The organism is Alteromonas antoniana (assembly GCF_019249295.1).
Classification (GTDB): domain Bacteria; phylum Pseudomonadota; class Gammaproteobacteria; order Enterobacterales; family Alteromonadaceae; genus Alteromonas; species Alteromonas antoniana.
Genome location: NZ_JAESDH010000022.1, coordinates 1 through 18,058 on the forward strand (window position 1 = coordinate 1; position 18,058 = coordinate 18,058).

Below are 18,058 nucleotides of genomic sequence, written 5' to 3' on the forward strand. Positions count from 1 at the left end.
CAACCATCGGTGGTCTTCAATGAATTACGAAGAACAGCTTAATTTAGCGAGTGGTGCACTTCGGAGTTGAATCCGCGTATTTTGTTGTCTTTTAAGCAATCTTCGTAAGCGTGAAAATCACTATGAACGTTAAATAATCATATGGTGATTCAAATGAACGATACAATCTCAATCCTTAAGCCCGCAGAAGTACTGTCCTTAACTACCTGGTCTGTTTCTGGACTCCGCCGACAAGTACTTGATGGGCTATTTCCACCGGCCCTCAATCTTGGAGCCCGCTCAACTGGCTACATTGCCGAAGAAGTTCAGGCGGTTTTAACCGCCCGGTCTATCGGTATGAGTGACGACGAACTGAAAAAGCTTGTGATTCGCTTAGTTGAATACCGCAAGTCTCGCGCCAGCCGTCTTCTTGATGCTGTAGCAGCGTAAGGGGGGCACATGGACATAAATCAACCCCCTAAGCAGATGCAAGCGTTAGCAAAACTGATGCTAACTAAAATGGCCTCACAGCATCGCAAAGGCCAGAGCTTAGACATGCAAGAGTTTTTTGGCGCAGTGATGATGTACGCAATGACAGCAACAGAAAGCGACTTGAACAGACTTATCCGGATCAATATAGCGGAGGTGATGCGTGAAGAAATCAAGCAACGTAAATTCGACGCATAAAGGGGAAGCAGAGATGAGAAGAGAAGCCGCCCCGAAGGACGACAACGCCTATGCTAGAAATTCTAATTGTACACAAAACAAGCCGCCACACAAGGTTGAAGTGGCCTTATATTCAATTTTAAAGCGTGGCCCCCTGGGTATCGCCCAACCAGAAGCACAGTCGCTTTATTATGAGTCAGCGCTCCACTCCACCATCAGCGACCTGAAAAACAACCGGGGAATTGATTTCATATCGGAGCCCGATCCGTCAACGGTCCATTACTTCTATCAGAAGCCATTCAACCGGTACTGGCTCGCCACTGATAAAGACCGAGAGAAAGCCCTCAGGCTTCTTAATGCCTACAGGACGAATCGTGGCCTTTCTAAGGTGGACTTTCCATCCTGGCACACCGATAACGACAAAGCAGCGTAGCCCTTCGGGGCTACCCCTTAGGGGGCGCAATGACCGATAAAAAGAACGCATTTAAATACCTGCGCCTGGCATGGGATTACGAAGTTCCCAAGATAACCGGGGCAAGCAGAGGAAATGTGAAGCTCGTTCTGCTAGCGCTAGTTGATTACGCCAGTGAACAAAACAATTTTAAGGCATGGCCGTCACTGGACACCATAGCCACGAAATGCTCAATTCCGCGAAGCTCGGTACAACGTGCTGTTGATGTTTTGATTGACCTGAATTTGGTTTCAAAGACTCAGAGAACCAGACCAAGAGCCAATCAAAAAAGGAACGGTAAAACCGGGGCAATGATGAAGAACTCAAACCTTTACACTGTAAATGTGAAAGCGCTGGAAGGTAAGACAAGCAGCAAACCACCATTACCCCCAGAGGGTAAACCTATACCCCCAGAGGGTAACGACGTATACCCGCAGAGGGTAAGTAACTGCTTAGGTGAACTTCCTAATGAAACCTTAGATCATAACAATTTTTCTGAAGAAAAATCGCCGCGACTTAACAACTCTCCTAACGGACAGTTGCCACGCTTCCCTGATTTCGGAAATGACTTCACTGAGGAGTTTTTGGAGTTAGAAGAGTTTCAGCAAAGAGTTGTGAAGAATTGCTATGTAGAGTTTCACCAGGCAGCTTCAGAACTACGCTATATCGACCATACGTGGAATCCACATTCAGGACTGGATCTACTGGCAATAAATTATGAAAGACTAATTTGCCTATTTGATGATTACGAATCTGGCGCATTCTATAAGCACACAGTGAACAGGTACAGAGCGAGACGCTGCGAGGATAGACAGATGAAGGTCAACCTTTCCTGGATGCTATGGAGCAATGACGAAGATGCAACGGGTTACGACCAAGTAGAAACAGTCCTCATCGAAGGTGACGATCCGTGGAGTGAGGACGATGAAGCGGCTTAGTTATTTTTGAGCTTCTTATGGCAAGCATCTTTCACCCATTCTGAAAAAGCCTCGCCGGTGTTTTGGCGATCAGACTCAATCTTGTTCAGTAGTTCATCTTCGAACCTGATTTGTTTCCTCGTTGAACCAGAACGCTCAAAAGGTTTTTTATTTTTTTCTTGCATTGGTACGTACCGCTCTGCTATGTTTTAATAAGTTGGTACGTACCAGTGTACACAACAAAACCAAACCGAACAATTGGAGAATTACAATGAGCCGCGACATAAACCAAGTTACATATTTAGAGGCTGATGAATTAAAAGACAACGCAAGCAAGCTGAATACAGCTGACCTTGCCAAGCACGTGGACACGATCGCGACAAAGGCACGAGGGATAGCAAGGGTGTTAAACATGGCTTGCGTCGAAGCTAACGACATAAACGCAGTAGATATTGAGGGCGCAGTCTGGGCCTTAGATGATTACCTACAGGACTTGTCCTTCTCATCAAGCGAACTGGGTATGCGAGCAAAAGATAACAAACAATATCCAAGCGAGGTGGCTTAACATGTTGGAAGTTGAAAAAATGAGAGACGTTGATTTGAGAGACGTCATCGGATCCGGCGTTAAAAAGGCTAAAGGCATAGCCGGGCTATTTAGCTGTGCCGGTACTAGTGATGAGGAACTGGATAAGGACACGCTTGTTTGTGCTTCATGGGCGCTGGAAAGCTTATTGGTTGAAGTGGACGAGGCATACAATGAGCTATGCGCCAGGGCTAGCGCAAAGGTATAGCGCCGAACCATTGTTTCTGATGACGGGCCATATACGGCCCATGGAAATTTATGCGAGAACGGCCTAAGTCAACAAATATAAGGTGTACAGGCAAATTCGGCGTTTTACATAGAGGAAAACGCTCTATTCCTTTTTATTATAAACCGGCAGTAAAAGCCGGTTTTTTGTTCTTTAAAAACACCTGCTGTATAAACAACCAGTAATCCAATTGCTGTATAATTAAACAGTGTTTGGTTTTGGTATAGCGAGGTAGGCGGTATGGCAAACTATGAGTTTGTAATATCAGCGAAGGATAAAACAGCTCAGGCTTTCACTTCAATTAATAGTAGGGTCGGCGCGTTAAGTGGAAATATGGCGAAAGTGGGCGGAGCGGTCACGGCAGTTACGGCAGCGTTTGCAGCCCTAACCGTTCGAGCAGGGCAAAACGCGCAAGAGCTGGAAACCATGTCTCAACTGGCCGGGCTTTCGGTCGAAGAATTCCAATCAATGAGTTACGCCTTTAATCAGTTCAATGTCTCACAGGAGAACTTTGCTGATATCTCCAAGGATGTACAGGACAAACTTGGTGATTTCCTCGCTACCGGCGCAGGTCCGTTTAAAGACTTCTTCGAACAGGTAGCCCCAAAGGTTGGCTTAACCGCAGAAGCACTGAAAAACTTATCCAGCACCGATGTGCTGATAGCGGTTAAGAAAGCAATGGACGATGCCAACGTATCTGCCAAAGAGCAGGTATTTTACATGGAGGCGATCGCCAACGATGCAACCAAGCTTATGCCAGCCCTTCAAGACAACGGTAAGGAGCTCAGGAAACTGGCAAGGGATTATGATTCCCTGAACATATCGTTAAGCGAGACAGAGGTAGACAAGCTCACCGACTTTAACAAAGAGGTAAAAACGCTTCAGACAATTACGAATTCAATCGGTGACAAAATCGCGTTAAATCTGGTTGAACCACTTTCCCACCTGAATGAATTTTTACAAAACGGCGTTATCGATGAACATTTCACAAGGTTAAATAGAGCCTTTACCGGTTTTGGAGTATCAGCATATAACGCAGCGGCCGGCTTAAGTGCCATGGGTGACGCTGTAGGTGTAGATTTGTTCGGGGAGACCGACGAACTAGAAGCCAAAGCAAATAAGCTATTGAAGACATGGGACAACCTGAATAACCGATTGGTTGAAATGGATGATCCGAATTTTGGCGAAACCAAAGATATCTTCGCTGGCCTGAAAGATCCTTTCGATACTGAAGGGGCTGTGACCAATATCGGCGTTGAGCCAGAAATGGACGTCAAGCTATTCCTGGATAGTCTTGACGCTCTTGATGAAATGGCCGCCAATACGTTCACCCTTGACGGCGCAATGGACGAGGCATCTGCAAACTTCTGGAGCAACTTTGAAGAGAGAGGGCGCACCACTTACGCGGCACTGGAGGAAGAGGGCCGAACTTTCTGGGAAGCCTGGATTGAATCCACACAAACTAATTTGGAGTCAATGGACGAGTTTACAGCGGCCGCGATGGAAAACTTCTCTTTACGAATGGGGACAGCTCTTGAGCAGGCAATGTTCGACTCTCAGAGTTTTGGCGATGGGTTCCGGGGAATGCTTGAGGGACTATCACGCTCAACAATTAATTACCTTGGTCAGATGGGGGCGCAGTGGTTAGCACTTCAAGCCGTACAGCTCATGGTGGGTGATACAGTTTTTGAGGCGAACAAGGAGAACAAAACCAAACAGGCAAAAATAGCTGGGCTGACAGCGATACAGGAAGCTTGGGCCAGCGCACCGTTTCCTTTCAATATGCCAGCGGTTGGCATGGCCACACTCGCCACTGGCGCAAACATAGCCGGTATAGAGGGTATCGCCCACTCAGGTATAGATAACATTCCCAGAGAGGGCACATGGTTGCTCGATAGAGGGGAGCGGGTAGTAGACTCAAGAACCAATACTGATTTGAAGCGGTACCTTAACAATCAGTCCTCGCTTACTGGTAATTCCGCCCCGATGCAGCAGGCTATTACCCAAATGCCAGAAGTGACTATAAACATCACCGGCGCGGATATGTCCAGTGATCAGATTGCCAGGGCAATAGAGAAAGCACCTAAGCGTATTGTCCGGGCGCTGAACAAGTACCAGAGTCGGCCTTTATAGGAAGATGATGACATAAGCTTGACCTGGCACTCATCAGCCATGGCACATGATCAAAATTGAACTATCCTGTGTATTAATACATCTAAAGTTTATTGACTTACAGTAAGCTTAGGAATAAGTTCGTATTGTAATCAAAGGGTTTTGATTACAAAGCACGTAGAGCCACTGTAGGTTTATACACATTCAGAAAACATTGATATTTGCTTTTGTTTGCTACATGTGGATAATCAGCGGCCAATCGGCTTTAAATTGAAATATAAGGAGAGTGCTATGAGTGTTGCACAACGTAAAGAAACAGGTTTTTCCCTGTTCAAGCGTGCTTCCAGCGATGTTGTTTTGCCTCGTCCTTACGAAGGCGATCACAAAGAAATTACTAATAAAACTATCGCTGAATGTGAAGAGCGTAGTCGCGAAGTTCTGGTAGAACTAGCAAAAATATAAGTTTATTCAGTAATGGTTATTATTGAAGGGATTCGATATTTAGACTGTGACGATCTAATACAGTGTAATAAAGCCGCTCTTAAATGTACTCCTAAAGAGCGGCATGTCGTCAACAGGGTTAAGCTTGAAGGCGCACAATCAAGACCCTCCATCTATAAATACTATGAGCAATGTGGTGATGTTTTTATTCTCGCCGCTTGTTTATTTATATCTATTAATAAAGCCCACGCGTTTGAGAATGCTAACAAGCGAACTGGGTTTCTTGCCAGCCAAGTGTTCCTTCAAATCAATGGTTATATATTTTCCCCCAAACTAGAAGATACCCTGCATATCGCTGAACAGGTGGCGATTGGAGACCGTGACCACAACGACCCCGTACTGCTTTCCAGTTGGTTCAAATCCTACAGTTCCTTACTCGAAGACAGTCAGAAAGCTGAATGTTTAGGGGAGCAAACAGATTGCTATTCTGATTTAAGTCCGGACGAACCTATACGTTTAACACTCAGAAACGAGCCCTAAATACCAGTTTCCGGATCGACAAGTCCGCCTAAAAAAGGTACTTTCCAGACCCCCTGAACCATACGGGTACGCGGCTCCGCAAAGTATCGCTATATACAGCGCATTTTGGGTTGAGGTTGTTTTGTTATCGCCAATTCCCGGGCAACCCCTGAAGTAAATAACTCAGCCTAAATTCTAAACATTAAACTATTGACGAATTTCTGTGCCAGCCCAATATCAATAGGGGTTACAAGGGCGTGAGCTTACGCTGTAGAATAGCTCGCTGGGGCACTGTCAGGCATGAAAAAATGAAGAGTCCTGAGCAGGTGGGGTATAGCAAATACAACAACTAGGATTGGTGCGAAGGGTTGTCTTGATGGGGGGGAGCATATAGAGAGCTTTTAATCGTGTGAGGGATAAGCCCTGGCAATACATGACCCCGGATCGGACAAGCCAGTGTAAAGCCAAGACTTAAAAAGAGCTAATAATTTAGTTGTACAACTCCAGCAGCGATACTTTTGCGAAAGAGGCTTTAGCTGGGTCAGTAACGTTTCCTCTATGCAACCTTAGCGTATATGTCTCGCCAACTTCAGCCCCCCGAAAAGTAACGTAGTTGAGGTACCGTTCTTGACCTTCACTGGTCATTTGACCTGGGCTTTCCTCATCTTTTATTACCGAAAGCTTTTCAATTTGCTGATGTTCCTCGAGAACTAAAGCGAAAAACTCAGATGGGGCCTTAAACTCAATATCGTTTGTCGGGCTAGTGAACCCTCCAACCTCAAGCATTGTCATTCTTCTGGCATTGTGGTTCGGAAGCCTATTCTCAAACTCAACTCCGTTCTTGTGAGGCTGAATTAGTCTCATCGGGCTGGGATCTTTTACTGAAGATTTAATATTGACTCGCATTATGTATATTCCAATTTTCGAAAAGTGGACTGGCATTATATCAATATTCGTAAGCTGCTGATAATTATAGATAAAAGTGCCAGTAACGCTCAAGAGCCACCAAGAGCGTTCATAACTAGCTTTCGTAATCAGAACTTGTTTTTTATAGCAATCTATTCTAAATATGATGTGTAGCAGGAGGCGGGCGGTAAGTAAGTAGCATTTCTATGCAAGTATCAACACATCAACGGGTAGTAACACTAAAAGTAACACTGTCGTATTTTGGGTAATTAGAACTCCTTTTTAAACAGTTGCTTGAGGTTTTAATTACGATCCGGCCCCGGGCACCATTTCTTATTTCCTATAAAAATAATCACTTACATAGACTTAGATAATTTCTTAGCCAGATGTGACCATAGGTGCATGGGTGGCTTGAACCTGTTCTATGTTGATTAAGCCGGTCACCGAAACTATTTGCCACAGATAAGGCTACGTTGAAATCAACGTTGAGGTGGCTGTATTAAGCCACCTCCGGTTTAGCCTATCTATCACTACACGCTGATGCCGCCCCACTGATACCACGAACCTTTGTAAAGCCGTTCGATATTGTGCTGGCGTTCCCAGGTAAACAGATAAATCCATTCGTTGTCGATGAGGTCCTTCACGATCGGGTTTTCCTCCACTACACGCTGAATGTTATTTTTCGGTGCAACGATATAGACACTTAATCGCTGAGGGGTATGAGTCCACTCCTGACCGTTGTGGACGGATTGTCTGGACAAACCGATCCGCAAATCACCGCTGTTGCCCTCAAAAACCCCAATATTGTTATACAGTGCGTTGTGCAGCACCTTGTTCCCACTGCCGAGCTTTTCGTTGTCTGTGACCGATGCGTTGTATTGCATGTTTATCCAGTGAGTCACTATCATAGGTGCAGTCATCAGCAACGTTAGCAAAGCGTTTTCTTTATCTTGCTGCCAGCGGTACTCGTGCAGGAACACTGTACCTTCAAGGCATAATCCTCGTGTGCGCTCGCGAGGGCCAATAATAAAGGCGTCATTGCCGGCAAGTCCCCACTCAGGCTGCACTTCAGACCAATCGCGGGACTTGCGAGTAAACCATGTGCTTGCGTCGTTATCAGACATAAAAGGCGATGCATCGGTAAACTGCCTGAGTCGTTCACGTTGTGCCAGTTGCTGTGCTTCTTTCAGGTTTACGTTGAGAGACGCCGGCATGAGCGCTGTAAAACAGGAAATTGCATCGGTCGTGGTGTTATGCAGTGCCGCGATAAAGCGGGTGTTCGCCGGTATAGTAAATCCTCTGTCTTTCAGCGCTGCTCGGATTTTCAGGTTATTAAGCAGATCTGCCAGAATGCGCACGTTTACTTCGCCGGATTGACCGCCGCATGCTCCACAATGCAGTGCTGTAGCATGAAGATTATTGGTGGTTTCACTGGTGTGCGCAACCAGCACAACGGTGGGAGCGAACTTCTTCACGGCCAGCAGAGACAATGCTGATGCGGCGATATCCACACGCTCTTTATCGCTTATGGGGGAACCGTCCCGGCTAAGCACCCATTGGTCGGCCTTGGCAGCGTCATCGACAGGGTCAGACGCCGATGTTACGCGCAAAATTCTGTTCACTATTTGCGTGAGATAACTAACCCCGGCGGTTTCGACCAATCCCAATGCACCTATCGGTGACTTGCCCCACTCCTGGAAGGTGGAGGAAAACGCGCAGGAATCATAGTGATCCCGCTTGTCGGAAACAGGTGTTGCCGATACAGAAGCTGATAGTAAACCTGGCAATTGTGGCCGGCTTATAGTCGTATCTTTCGGTGTTACCGTTACAGGAACGCCAAAAAAGCCCGCGACCCCTAATGTCTGGATCTTCGGATTAACGGTTTCGAGATGATGGCGAATGCGCTCGGAGCGCACATCGATACAAAAAGCCATTTGCACATCCGGCTCAGGCTGAGGAGAAGATGTATGTCTGGTAAGCAGGTTTTGTAGCTTTTTCTGCTGCGCATATTCATACGCGCTCAGCGCAAACCACCGGTTTTTCTGAACTGAAGTCGCAGCATGAAGCCGCGTCGAGATAGTGGTTCTTTCAAAATGCCACCTGGCCCGGAGTTGATTCGCTGCAGACGGACGATTATCAAAATACAGGTTCCACAACAGGTGTTCCCAGGCAACCAAAATAGCGAGCAAGCCCTGTAACTCACCGGTGTCATTGTGCCAGTTTCTGTAAGCAATATAAGAACTCCAGCCGTTCACTTTTAACAACAGTGCATAAAGGTAGCTTTCTGCCTGATAACCTGAGTCTGTCATGGTATTAAAGACCCAGCTAAACGCTTCATCTTTACTGTTAAACAGTTTTTCCTTACTGGCTTTAAAATTCAGCTCACTGCGTAGAATACTGACACCACTGTCGGCAAGCATGGCGTCTCGCCAGCAGGAAAAAAGATGATCTGCAGGTGTTGTGTCTTCAGGGATGTCAGGCGTTACCTGATAGTAGCTTGCCAGAAACTGGCTGACCTGATAAACCAGAATATCATGCCAGGGTGAGCCGCTATCCGGGTTATCTTTATCTATCAGCGCCGCGATAGTGTTGAACGGTTCCGGTAACGCGTCGCCGTCACGCAAGGAAGAGAGCACCTCTGAGGCCGAAACGTTACATTCACTGTTTTTAAGTACGGCGTCCACGTCCTCCTGATTAAAGCGTCCGCTGTCAAAAAGAGCTGTCAGCATACTTGCCTCAGGCAACGCGTGGATCCCGCCAAGCATCCAGGCTTCAGCGGCAACGTCCTGATAGGGACGGTTAACCGATTTCCAAAACGGGTTCACGGCAATCAGTTTATCCAGCGGCCAGTGAGGGGCGACTTTCTGACATACATTCGTCACCGCCTGTGACTGTCTTGCCTGATTAAAGGACTTTACGGTATTAAGTGCTTCAGACATGTTATCTCCTGATAGACGTTGTGGCGTTATTGGGGGTTGTTTGCTTGCCGGGTTTTAAACCGCTTGAAGCCGGCCAGATTGTGAGCGTCGCCCGGGTAAACCATTCGTCCAGAAATAAGCCTCCGAACAATTGTGCTTTGATTGCTTCGGCCCATTTGCCTGTTGGTGAGCGTTCCAGCCACAAGTGGAGGACAAACATGAAAGAGAGAAGACCTATAACCCAGATATCCATAGCAGATCCCGCAGTTACCTGATTCATGTTGGGCTGAAGCATTGTGAAAAGTGACTTCATCAGCCCGTAGCAAAGCGCCAGGCCAAATGCAGTCAGGATCCACACATAAAAATGAGATTGATCAGAAGGTGCGAAGCGAACCGCAAGAAGTGTTGATAGCGACAAAAACAGGACAAGCCAGGGTGTAACCGGCTCGTTTTCAGCGAAAAAATAAACCGTCGAGAGGGTAATCACTAGTGATACCAGCGTTGCATTTAACCAGTCCGCCAGGCTTGAAGGCTGCTTGTTGGCGAATTCGGTGGTTACTGAACGTTGAACAGTCTGTCCTGCGCTTAAAAAGCAGTAAGACTTATATAGCGAGTGCGCGACCATGTGTAACAAGGCAAAGCTATACAAACCTAACGCACACTGTATCAGCATCAGGCTCATTTGCGCCGACGTCGACCAGGCCAGCTTCACTTTCACTGTCACGCGGGTTGTCATCACTAATGATGCGAACACCAGACTCAAGCCCGCGAATACCAGTATCATCCAGTTAGCGGCGGCATACAGACTCATAAGTGGCGCGAACAGTATCAGCAGGTATCCGCCAAGATTAATAATACCAGCATGGAGAAGCGCACTGACTGGTGTCGGCACTTCTACAACCTGGATTAGCCAGCCGTGAAAAGGCAGTTGTGCACATTTCAATAACGCAGCGGATGCAATACAAATGGCTGACATCAGCATGAGTGGGGAAGTAGAATCCGCTGACTCGGCTAGGGTGGTATTAATTTCGCCAATGTAAGCTGAGCCGGTATTTACATATAGCGCGATAAAAGCAACTGCCAGTAAAAGCTCAGAGCTTCGCGCCATAAGGAATTTTTTTCGTGCTGCAAGCAGTGCCCGTGAGCGCTCCGGGTAAAGCACCAGCAGCCGGTGCAGACACAGACTAATTGCAACCCAGCCAGCGAAAAAGATTAACAGGTGATTCGCCACAACGGTGATAAGCACCGCTGCCAGCAAGTTGTGAAGCCATCTGACAAATGTTGGATAACAGGCTTCCGCCATCATATAGCGCTGGGAAAAGCGGCTAATTACAGCGCCCAGAATAACAACTAACGTTAATACCACTGCACTCACCGGGGTTATGCGTACCAAAGCGGTGTAAGTATGTTGACCAGATGAATATAAAATACCCAACACAATAAGTGAGACTGCGCAAAGACTTATCATGAACACGGGTACGGTTTTCACCACCTTATCGCGGAAGCGGCTAAATGGCGCATAGCCTGAGATAAGGGCTGATACAATCAGGTATAGTGGCAAACTCGCAATTACGAGAGTAACTATCAATTCGAACATCACAGCTCCCTGGAAATGATTTGGGAGAAGTCTGAATGCTTTTTAAGGTTAATAAAAATAGATTAAATTAACTTGATAGTTAAATTAAATGTAACGTAAATCGGCGCGCAGCAGGTCTGTTGTCAGCCAGTCAATGATAAATGATCGCCGCCTAGCCGGAGGTCAGGAGAGCGACGTAGTATTAACTTTTGCTTCTTGAAACAACGCGTTTACGTAATCCGGAACGCCTTTTTTGGCTGAATATACGGCAAAAAAATGTTCATAAATATTATCCAGCTCAGCATGCACATACAGTACGTTTTGCGCTATCTCGTCTTTGACTACCACCGAGGGCATGACGGTGTAGCAGCCAGTATCTCTGGCTAACAGCCTGAGCATCGCCATATCATCGGTTTCTGCTTTGATCGTAGGTACGTGGCCGTGTTGTGCACAAATAACACTAAATGCAGAACGGATTTCACTGCTTGTCGCCGGCAGTACCCAGGATACATCCTTATAGCCTGTCGGAAATACCCGGTCTTTACGTGGGCGATGCGGGCCTATGATATTTATGGGCTGTTTAGATATCAGTTCACTGGTAACGGGCGCGGTATCGCTAAAGGTATCTGCACTGTGATTCGACAGAATGAAATCTAGCTTGTGTCTTTTCAATCCGTCCAGCAATGTATCGATAGAGCCTGATTGCAAACTGAATGATATCGATTTATCAGCAATAAGTGGGGATATAAAGTTATCTATGAAGTTACGTGAGAGATTCGTCAAAATACCAATTGAAATATGCTTATGATCGGCGTTGAAACCACTTCGCAACTGCTGTTCTAATTCTTCACCTTTTGAAAAGATATCTTCGGCATAGCGCAGCACGTTCTCACCGGCAGGGGTTAGTTGCAGCTTCCGGCCCTGCTTCGTAAATAACTGAAGGCCAATATTTTCCTGAAACTGCTTCAGTTGTGCTGAAATAGCAGATTGTGACAGGTGAATTTCTTTCGCTACCGTTGACAGATTTTCGGCCTTTGCTACACGCCAGAAGTAATAAAAATGATGATAGTTTAAACGGGCCATGAGTTGCCTGAATACGTGAACGTTTCATTTAATTTAAGTGTTAATTATAAAAAATCAATTTTTTTTATGGTTTTCTGATTTGCATACTGTCATCACATTTCCGCAGCACAAAGGCTCTGGCAAAGATGCAAGCCGTAATTACTACCCGTCACAACAAAGCAGAGTACCTTAGTTCCGTATTAAAGAAGGCAGGTTTAACGTTGCAGGCCTATGAAGGGTTTGATACAGATACACTGGGAAGTTTTTGTAAAACGGTAGAGCGCCGTGACAGCCCGGAAGCCTGTGCGCTGATAAAGGCCAAAATTGCCTGTGAGGCGACTGGTTCAGCATTTGGCATTGGCAGTGAAGGAAGTTTTGGTGGTGGGCCATACTCCAGTTTTTTCAATTGGAATCAGGAAGTATTGTGTTTTTACGACACCCAAACAGAACAAGCTATTTATGCTTACGCAGAAGGGCCGGTAGGGTTAGAAAGTATTCCCTTCACAAACCGTAAAGTGCTTACAGAATGGGTGAATCGCTTTCCAGGCCAGCGCTGGATGCTGCTAAAGCAAGAAAACGTTACAAAAGGCCTTACCCACAACTCGCTGTTAAAGATGGCAAAAAGCAGCATCATTAAAGAGGGGGATATGATCTCGCCGGATCTCAGAGCGATGTATAGCCCAACCCGTCAGATCCTGCTGGCGGAAGTCGCCAAGGATCTTCAGTATCGTCTGCAATCACATTGTCCTGAGTGTCACGCCAGAGACTTTGTTGTCAAAAAGCACGAATCCGGCTTACCTTGCGGATTATGTCGAACTGCAACCTCAAAGGTGCGCGCTCATATTAGTCATTGCACTATGTGCGGTTACCAACAAGCCGAGCGGTTAGATGATGTCGCCGATCCTTACTACTGCAGTGTCTGTAATCCCTGAGTGTCATAATATCAGTTAGTTGTGTATCCGAGGCTTCTCTATCGACGTGCAATATCCTTTACATGGCCAACGATATAATTGCCTAACAGGTTTCTGCTTGCCTTTCATCATCTAAGGCTTCTGATAGAATCGCGCAAAATTTCAGGCCGGGTCATGAACTGTTTTTTCAGGAATTATTGCCGTTTGCGTTGTTATGCTTTACGTCGTTTTTTACGCTTATCAATCGGTTGGGCGTGATGCCAATATTTATGATGCTCACGACAGAGTTAACGCCGGCGCAGCGGGTTAAAACGGCGAGAAAAGCATTAGTCGTATCCTTTATTACTATTTCGTTGTTCGCAATGGGTGGACAACTGCTGTGTTCCTTTTTCCTTATTTCAGTCAATAGTTTTCGTATAGTCGGTGGCATCATCTTTTCGCTGATGGGCATGGATATGTTGCAGGCCAGGTTGTCTCGGGTTCCGCCTCCATCTTCACTGCGCGAGCAGTAATGCAGGGACCAACCTGACACCAAATGCCTTTAAGGCATACCCGATGCCCGGATGGTGAAATTGGTAGACACAAGGGATTTAAAATCCCTCGCGGCAATAGCTTGCTGGCTGTTTCGCGTGGCAATGATGTTCCAAGATTGTATAGTAGTGTTCGCAACACCAATTGCTTTATGTATAGATGAAAAATATTTTATTAGAAGAATGGTCGCATACCGGAGAAAAGGAATATTTCTCCACTATTGTGCCAGATGGCTGTCGGGATATCATTCTCAGACAAGATCCTGAGGGTCGCTCATCAATTTTTATTAGTCCTTTAGCATCGGGTATCAGTAACGTAAAAATTGCTGTTGGAGATTGGTTTCATGGATTTAGATTGATGCCGGGTACTACAATTGATGAGTCAGCTTTCGGAACATTTATGGAAAATAACTGTTCTCTGAATAAACTAGATAAAACGTGGTTAGAACAATTTTGTTTTATGAAATCTTCAGTTCATGAGGCTTTGGAAGGACTAAGATCTGATTTGGGTAGCGTCGATACTGTTTCGAGACATTTAGGCGTATCTGTTCGAACATTGCAGCGACACATTAAATCAGAAACGGGAATGTCGCCAAAATTCTGGAGCTCGTTAGTTAGAGCGAGGCGATGCGCGCGTATGTTGGAAGACCATCCCTCGTTAACAGAAGTGGCTGTATTGTCAGGATATTCTGATCAATCACACATGACGAGGGAGTTACAAAGGTGGTTTAACTGTTCACCCTCGTCAATACAAAAAGGTTGTTTGCAGGCAGAAATCAATTTCTCTGGTTATGACTGATTATTTCTAACCGCTGAACATATCTCTATAAGAAAACCGTTGTGGTCGGCCACATAGGACGTTGTTTGCCCCCATGGTTCTTCACGTATATCCTGAATGAGCCTGGCGCCAGCATTTAAAGCCTTTTGCAAAGCTTTTTCCACGTTTTCAGTTTCAAATGCGATTTCAAACACCGGCTTTTGCGCGTCAACTAGACCGATATCCTTACCCAGTTCATTCATGAGGTTGATGGATGAAAAAGACAGCGTGGTGCTACCCGTATCAAGCTCGCCATAATCGCCTCCTTCATGGAGCATGGCGCGTTTGAGACCAAATGCATTTTCATAGAACTCCAATGTTTTTTCTACATCTTCAACGAAGAGTATAGTGTACTTAAGCTTCATATATTTCTAACCAGTTTTAATTACTCTGAGCTGACTATAAATAATGGAATAAGTACTGTCTTGAAAAAATGCGACACGATCAATTCATATTTTTTCTTTTCTGTGGAAATTGCGACTTATTGCGCTATGTCACCAAATCGTACAGTCCAGTATCAGCCGATGCTCCTGATAAAAGCTTGGTAAAGCTACCCAATGTCTATTGTAAGGACTACCCATTATTTTTATGACCAAAAAACTAGCCGGTACTTCTTTTGTTACGCATTGCGTGTCAGGGCAAACCGGTTCAGAAAGTGATCTAGTAAAAACGCCAGCACCATTAGAACGGTTAATGCTACGACCACAGAAGTAAAGCGGTAAAAGCTGCTATACAGCATGTCTGATTTCGGACTTAAGTACTGTCCAAACAAAATTCCGATCGTGGTTAATGCTCCGAATCCCATACCTGAACCGCTACGTTCTATAAGGTGTAGCCGGGCAGTAATCATGACAGCGATAAACATGGCCAATGTGACCAGAGGAAGGAAACGGATAAGGTCGTACATCAGCAACTGAGTGGCAATACCGATGGCGCATCCCAGTGCAACACCTCTTGCACGCTTTACTGAGCCCTCCAACGAGCCTTGAAACGTCATAGGAAATAGTACCAGTACTGTCGCGACCTGTGCTGACAGCGAATCGCGTAAATCAAGCAGTTGGAAAGCGACAAATGACAAGGTAGCAAGAACTGCTCCCATTATCGTTCTGTGGTTTAACTGCGAATCGCTCAGGTTCAATGACGGGGGCGGGGTAGGTGCTTCGGACTCCGGGATTAGCCAGTAAAGAACCGCAGCACTGATAACTGAGAGCCCCGTTGCTAAAAAAGCTGACACGACCATGTTATTTATTGCAGCGCTGTTATAGCTGGAAAAATGTAGCAACACGGAGAGAGTAACAATCCCCGAAGCCCACATCATAAAATGTTTTCCCGATGCCATTTGACGAAAGTGCAGTATCAGGATACCGAATACAGCAGCCATCATAAGCAGGGGATGGTCGAAGAAAAACATCTGGAGTAAATATATTTCTACCACGTTGATTATTACGCCGGCCACAAACTCAAACGCAATAAGGCTATCGAATTTAGGTAGCATGCCAAGCAATAACATGGGGTAAACAGCGAAAAACACACCATTGGGCCAGGCCATGAATTTACTGATGAAAAAGCCCGTGCAGGCACCAAAGGCAATACGCAGTACGCGCCTTTGATCCTGCGAAGTATAATACGACTGGGACTGTTCAGTAGACATAATGTAACAGACTTATGATTTTCATCTGTACGTTGGCAAGCCAGGCGAAAAAACCTGAATTTTCCCGCTGAAGTAAGACCGTGGCACGGGCTCCAGTTACCAGATTGCCAGGTAAACCTTTCTCTTTCAGCTTTACGTAAACTCTGACACGCTGTGCATCTCTTACCCAACGATCAGAATCATCAGGTTTGGCAAGCCGGCCATCCGCCTTCATCTGACCGGTCTCTACGCCGAAATCACGGCTAACCATATCACCGTTAAACACTTTGCCCGGTAGCGCATCAAACACCACTAGCGCATGAGCATGAGGTGGAATTCCAGATAGTGATTTTTCTCTGAAATCAGCCACAATTCGTTCTTTATGAGTAACAACAAGCGACAGCAAAGATTCACTGGCTTGCGCCTGAATACCCGGCGTAAGTTGCAAGTTCGACACAAAGCCAGCTTCAGGTGCTTTTACCTCTGTGCGGGACAAATCAAGCTCAGCCCGCCGAATCTGGATACGGGCAATACGCAGGCGAAGATTATTGTCTCCATCTTCACCCAGCTCTATCTGCAGAGCGTGCTTGTGTTGTTTTGCCGCTTGTAAACGCGCCTTGGCTGCGTCTACTTCCGCTAGCATTTGATCAACATGTTGTGCACTAATCAGCTCTTTTTTGGCCAGCGAGACCACTCGGTTATACTCCCGCTGATTTTCCTCCAGAATCACCGTGTATTCGAGGATATTTGCCCTGGCCTGAGCAAGTTGCGCCTCAAGGCTTTCGTTGTACTGACGGGCTTCGCTCAATGCCATACGGGCTTTTTCTAAGGCGATTTGGTAATCGCTTGGGTCAATACGAAACAGAATATCGCCTTTTTCAACGTGCTGATTATTCGTCACACCCACGTCAATGACTTCACCTGCAACCCGAGGTGCAACACCGACTACGGGGCGCTGTACCATAGAGTGGGGCGTCAGGGGAATCGCAAGGTCAGCAATGAATATGTAAGTACAGATGAGACCGAAAAGCGCTAACGCCCTTCGCATCCAGCGGTTAAAGTGCGCATCAGCTGTCATGACTTCTCCGGTTTGGAAATATGATGGGCGTTATCAATAACCTGGTTTAACAATGTATGAAAAATCTTTCGTTCTTCTTCACTGAGCCCTTCAAGCATTTCCCGGCGGCCAGCACTAGCGCGTTGTTCCACTTGCTGAAGCAAGGAGCGGCCTTTATCAGTAAACCACACTGTTCTGCGTCGGGCGTCTTGACTACAGGTTTTTCGTATCAGTAAGTCCGCAGCTTCCAGGTTGTTAAGCGTGCGTAGCATGGACGATTGCTCGATACCGATATTGTCAGCTAAATCTTTCTGGCTGCAACCTTCACCCATGCGATCCAGATGTAGCATGGCGATCCAGCGCGTTTGAGTGAGTCCGAGGTCAGCCATGTAGCGGTCTACTGCGTCCCGCCAGGCAAATGCTGCACGACTTAATAGCCACCCAATATTACTTTCCATACGTTTCTGTATATTTAATTAGCATGCTAAGTATTTAAGTATATAGTTAGCACGCTAAGCAATTATACATGGCGACAGATGAGGTGAGGAGATTAAACGACAGATAAACTAAGGGAGATGCGTTTCACGGTCTGTGTATGGGCCCGGTTGTTAACAATTACGGAGTTATCATCCGAAAAAATAAGTGTGTCTGGGCCCCACCTTCCCGAGCCGTTCGCGTAACGATAGCCTCTGTGCGCATTCAGGTTAAGTCTCAATTGCGCCTTTAATCATGCAAAGCATCTGGTAGAATCGCGCCA

Annotated in this window: 21 protein-coding genes; 12 read left to right on the forward strand and 9 right to left on the reverse strand. The window is 46.2% G+C overall.

The features are described from left to right. Positions 1-153: 153 nt before the first annotated feature. The 4 genes from JKP77_RS16900 to JKP77_RS16915 are packed head-to-tail and all read left to right on the forward strand — an operon-like array spanning position 154 to position 2,034. Positions 154-429 (forward strand): helix-turn-helix transcriptional regulator, encoded by a 276-nt coding sequence (locus JKP77_RS16900; RefSeq protein ID WP_218312342.1) that lies wholly within the window; start codon positions 154-156, stop codon positions 427-429. Positions 430-438: 9 nt separating this feature from the next. Next, on the forward strand, positions 439-666 hold the full coding sequence (locus JKP77_RS16905; RefSeq protein WP_218312343.1) for a hypothetical protein: 228 nt from the start codon (positions 439-441) through the stop codon (positions 664-666). Next, the gene (locus tag JKP77_RS16910; protein ID WP_218312344.1) at positions 632-1,078 is read left to right on the forward strand and encodes a hypothetical protein; all 447 of its coding nucleotides are present in this window, start codon (positions 632-634) and stop codon (positions 1,076-1,078) included. Before JKP77_RS16905 ends, JKP77_RS16910 begins: the two co-directional genes overlap by 35 nt. Before the next feature lie 29 nt (positions 1,079-1,107). After that, entirely contained in the window at positions 1,108-2,034 is a 927-nt protein-coding gene (locus JKP77_RS16915; protein ID WP_218312345.1) for a helix-turn-helix domain-containing protein, read from the forward strand. On the opposite strand, the gene JKP77_RS16920 is transcribed toward JKP77_RS16915, so the two are convergent. Next, positions 2,031-2,198 (reverse strand): YlcI/YnfO family protein, encoded by a 168-nt coding sequence (locus JKP77_RS16920; protein ID WP_218312346.1) that lies wholly within the window; start codon positions 2,196-2,198, stop codon positions 2,031-2,033. The two genes, JKP77_RS16915 and JKP77_RS16920, sit on opposite strands and share 4 nt — an antisense overlap. A gap of 86 nt (positions 2,199-2,284) precedes the next feature. On the opposite strand from JKP77_RS16920, the gene JKP77_RS16925 reads away from it, so the two are divergent. The 5 genes from JKP77_RS16925 (at position 2,285) to JKP77_RS16945 (ending at position 5,915) form a co-directional block, all read left to right on the forward strand. Beyond that, a complete protein-coding gene (locus JKP77_RS16925) occupies positions 2,285-2,578 on the forward strand; it encodes a hypothetical protein (protein WP_218312347.1) in 294 nt (97 codons plus the stop codon). A 1-nt stretch (position 2,579) separates the two neighbouring features. Continuing rightward, positions 2,580-2,804 carry a hypothetical protein gene (locus JKP77_RS16930; protein WP_218312348.1) on the forward strand — a complete coding sequence of 75 codons (225 nt, stop codon included), beginning with the start codon at positions 2,580-2,582 and terminating at the stop codon, positions 2,802-2,804. Positions 2,805-3,062: 258 nt separating this feature from the next. Further along, positions 3,063-4,955 carry a hypothetical protein gene (locus JKP77_RS16935; protein ID WP_218312349.1) on the forward strand — a complete coding sequence of 631 codons (1,893 nt, stop codon included), beginning with the start codon at positions 3,063-3,065 and terminating at the stop codon, positions 4,953-4,955. Between the two features lie 270 nt (positions 4,956-5,225). Continuing rightward, positions 5,226-5,396, forward strand: coding sequence for a hypothetical protein (locus tag JKP77_RS16940; RefSeq protein ID WP_218312350.1), 171 nt, complete (start codon positions 5,226-5,228; stop codon positions 5,394-5,396). Between the two features lie 12 nt (positions 5,397-5,408). After that, on the forward strand, positions 5,409-5,915 hold the full coding sequence (locus tag JKP77_RS16945) for a type II toxin-antitoxin system death-on-curing family toxin (RefSeq protein ID WP_218312351.1): 507 nt from the start codon (positions 5,409-5,411) through the stop codon (positions 5,913-5,915). A 468-nt stretch (positions 5,916-6,383) separates the two neighbouring features. Here JKP77_RS16945 and JKP77_RS16950 read toward each other — a convergent pair whose 3' ends face one another. The 4 genes from JKP77_RS16950 to JKP77_RS16965 form a co-directional block, all read right to left on the reverse strand. After that, a complete protein-coding gene (locus JKP77_RS16950; protein ID WP_218312352.1) occupies positions 6,384-6,893 on the reverse strand; it encodes a hypothetical protein in 510 nt (169 codons plus the stop codon). 437 nt (positions 6,894-7,330) lie between these two features. Beyond that, positions 7,331-9,739: a DUF2309 domain-containing protein gene (locus JKP77_RS16955; protein WP_218312353.1), complete on the reverse strand. Its 2,409-nt coding sequence runs from the start codon at positions 9,737-9,739 to the stop codon at positions 7,331-7,333. 1 nt (position 9,740) lies between these two features. Beyond that, positions 9,741-11,315: an NADH-quinone oxidoreductase subunit L gene (locus JKP77_RS16960; RefSeq protein ID WP_218312354.1), complete on the reverse strand. Its 1,575-nt coding sequence runs from the start codon at positions 11,313-11,315 to the stop codon at positions 9,741-9,743. 162 nt (positions 11,316-11,477) lie between these two features. Then, positions 11,478-12,377 (reverse strand): LysR family transcriptional regulator, encoded by a 900-nt coding sequence (locus JKP77_RS16965; RefSeq protein ID WP_218312355.1) that lies wholly within the window; start codon positions 12,375-12,377, stop codon positions 11,478-11,480. A gap of 125 nt (positions 12,378-12,502) precedes the next feature. On the opposite strand from JKP77_RS16965, the gene JKP77_RS16970 reads away from it, so the two are divergent. From JKP77_RS16970 to JKP77_RS16980, 3 genes are all read left to right on the forward strand, one after another. Next, positions 12,503-13,288 (forward strand): DUF6671 family protein, encoded by a 786-nt coding sequence (locus JKP77_RS16970; protein ID WP_218312356.1) that lies wholly within the window; start codon positions 12,503-12,505, stop codon positions 13,286-13,288. A gap of 188 nt (positions 13,289-13,476) precedes the next feature. Then, on the forward strand, positions 13,477-13,779 hold the full coding sequence (locus JKP77_RS16975; protein WP_274608680.1) for a MarC family protein: 303 nt from the start codon (positions 13,477-13,479) through the stop codon (positions 13,777-13,779). A 178-nt stretch (positions 13,780-13,957) separates the two neighbouring features. Continuing rightward, a complete protein-coding gene (locus tag JKP77_RS16980) occupies positions 13,958-14,596 on the forward strand; it encodes a helix-turn-helix domain-containing protein (protein ID WP_218312358.1) in 639 nt (212 codons plus the stop codon). Here JKP77_RS16980 and JKP77_RS16985 read toward each other — a convergent pair. From JKP77_RS16985 to JKP77_RS17000, 4 genes are all read right to left on the reverse strand, one after another. Continuing rightward, positions 14,587-14,979, reverse strand: coding sequence for a VOC family protein (locus tag JKP77_RS16985; protein ID WP_218312359.1), 393 nt, complete (start codon positions 14,977-14,979; stop codon positions 14,587-14,589). The genes JKP77_RS16980 and JKP77_RS16985 overlap by 10 nt on opposite strands. Positions 14,980-15,233: 254 nt before the next feature. After that, positions 15,234-16,265 carry a DUF2955 domain-containing protein gene (locus JKP77_RS16990; RefSeq protein WP_218312360.1) on the reverse strand — a complete coding sequence of 344 codons (1,032 nt, stop codon included), beginning with the start codon at positions 16,263-16,265 and terminating at the stop codon, positions 15,234-15,236. After that, on the reverse strand, positions 16,255-17,322 hold the full coding sequence (locus JKP77_RS16995; protein ID WP_218312361.1) for an HlyD family secretion protein: 1,068 nt from the start codon (positions 17,320-17,322) through the stop codon (positions 16,255-16,257). Before JKP77_RS16995 ends, JKP77_RS16990 begins: the two co-directional genes overlap by 11 nt. After that, on the reverse strand, positions 17,319-17,759 hold the full coding sequence (locus JKP77_RS17000) for a MarR family transcriptional regulator (protein WP_218312362.1): 441 nt from the start codon (positions 17,757-17,759) through the stop codon (positions 17,319-17,321). Before JKP77_RS17000 ends, JKP77_RS16995 begins: the two co-directional genes overlap by 4 nt. Positions 17,760-18,058 lie beyond the last annotated feature (299 nt).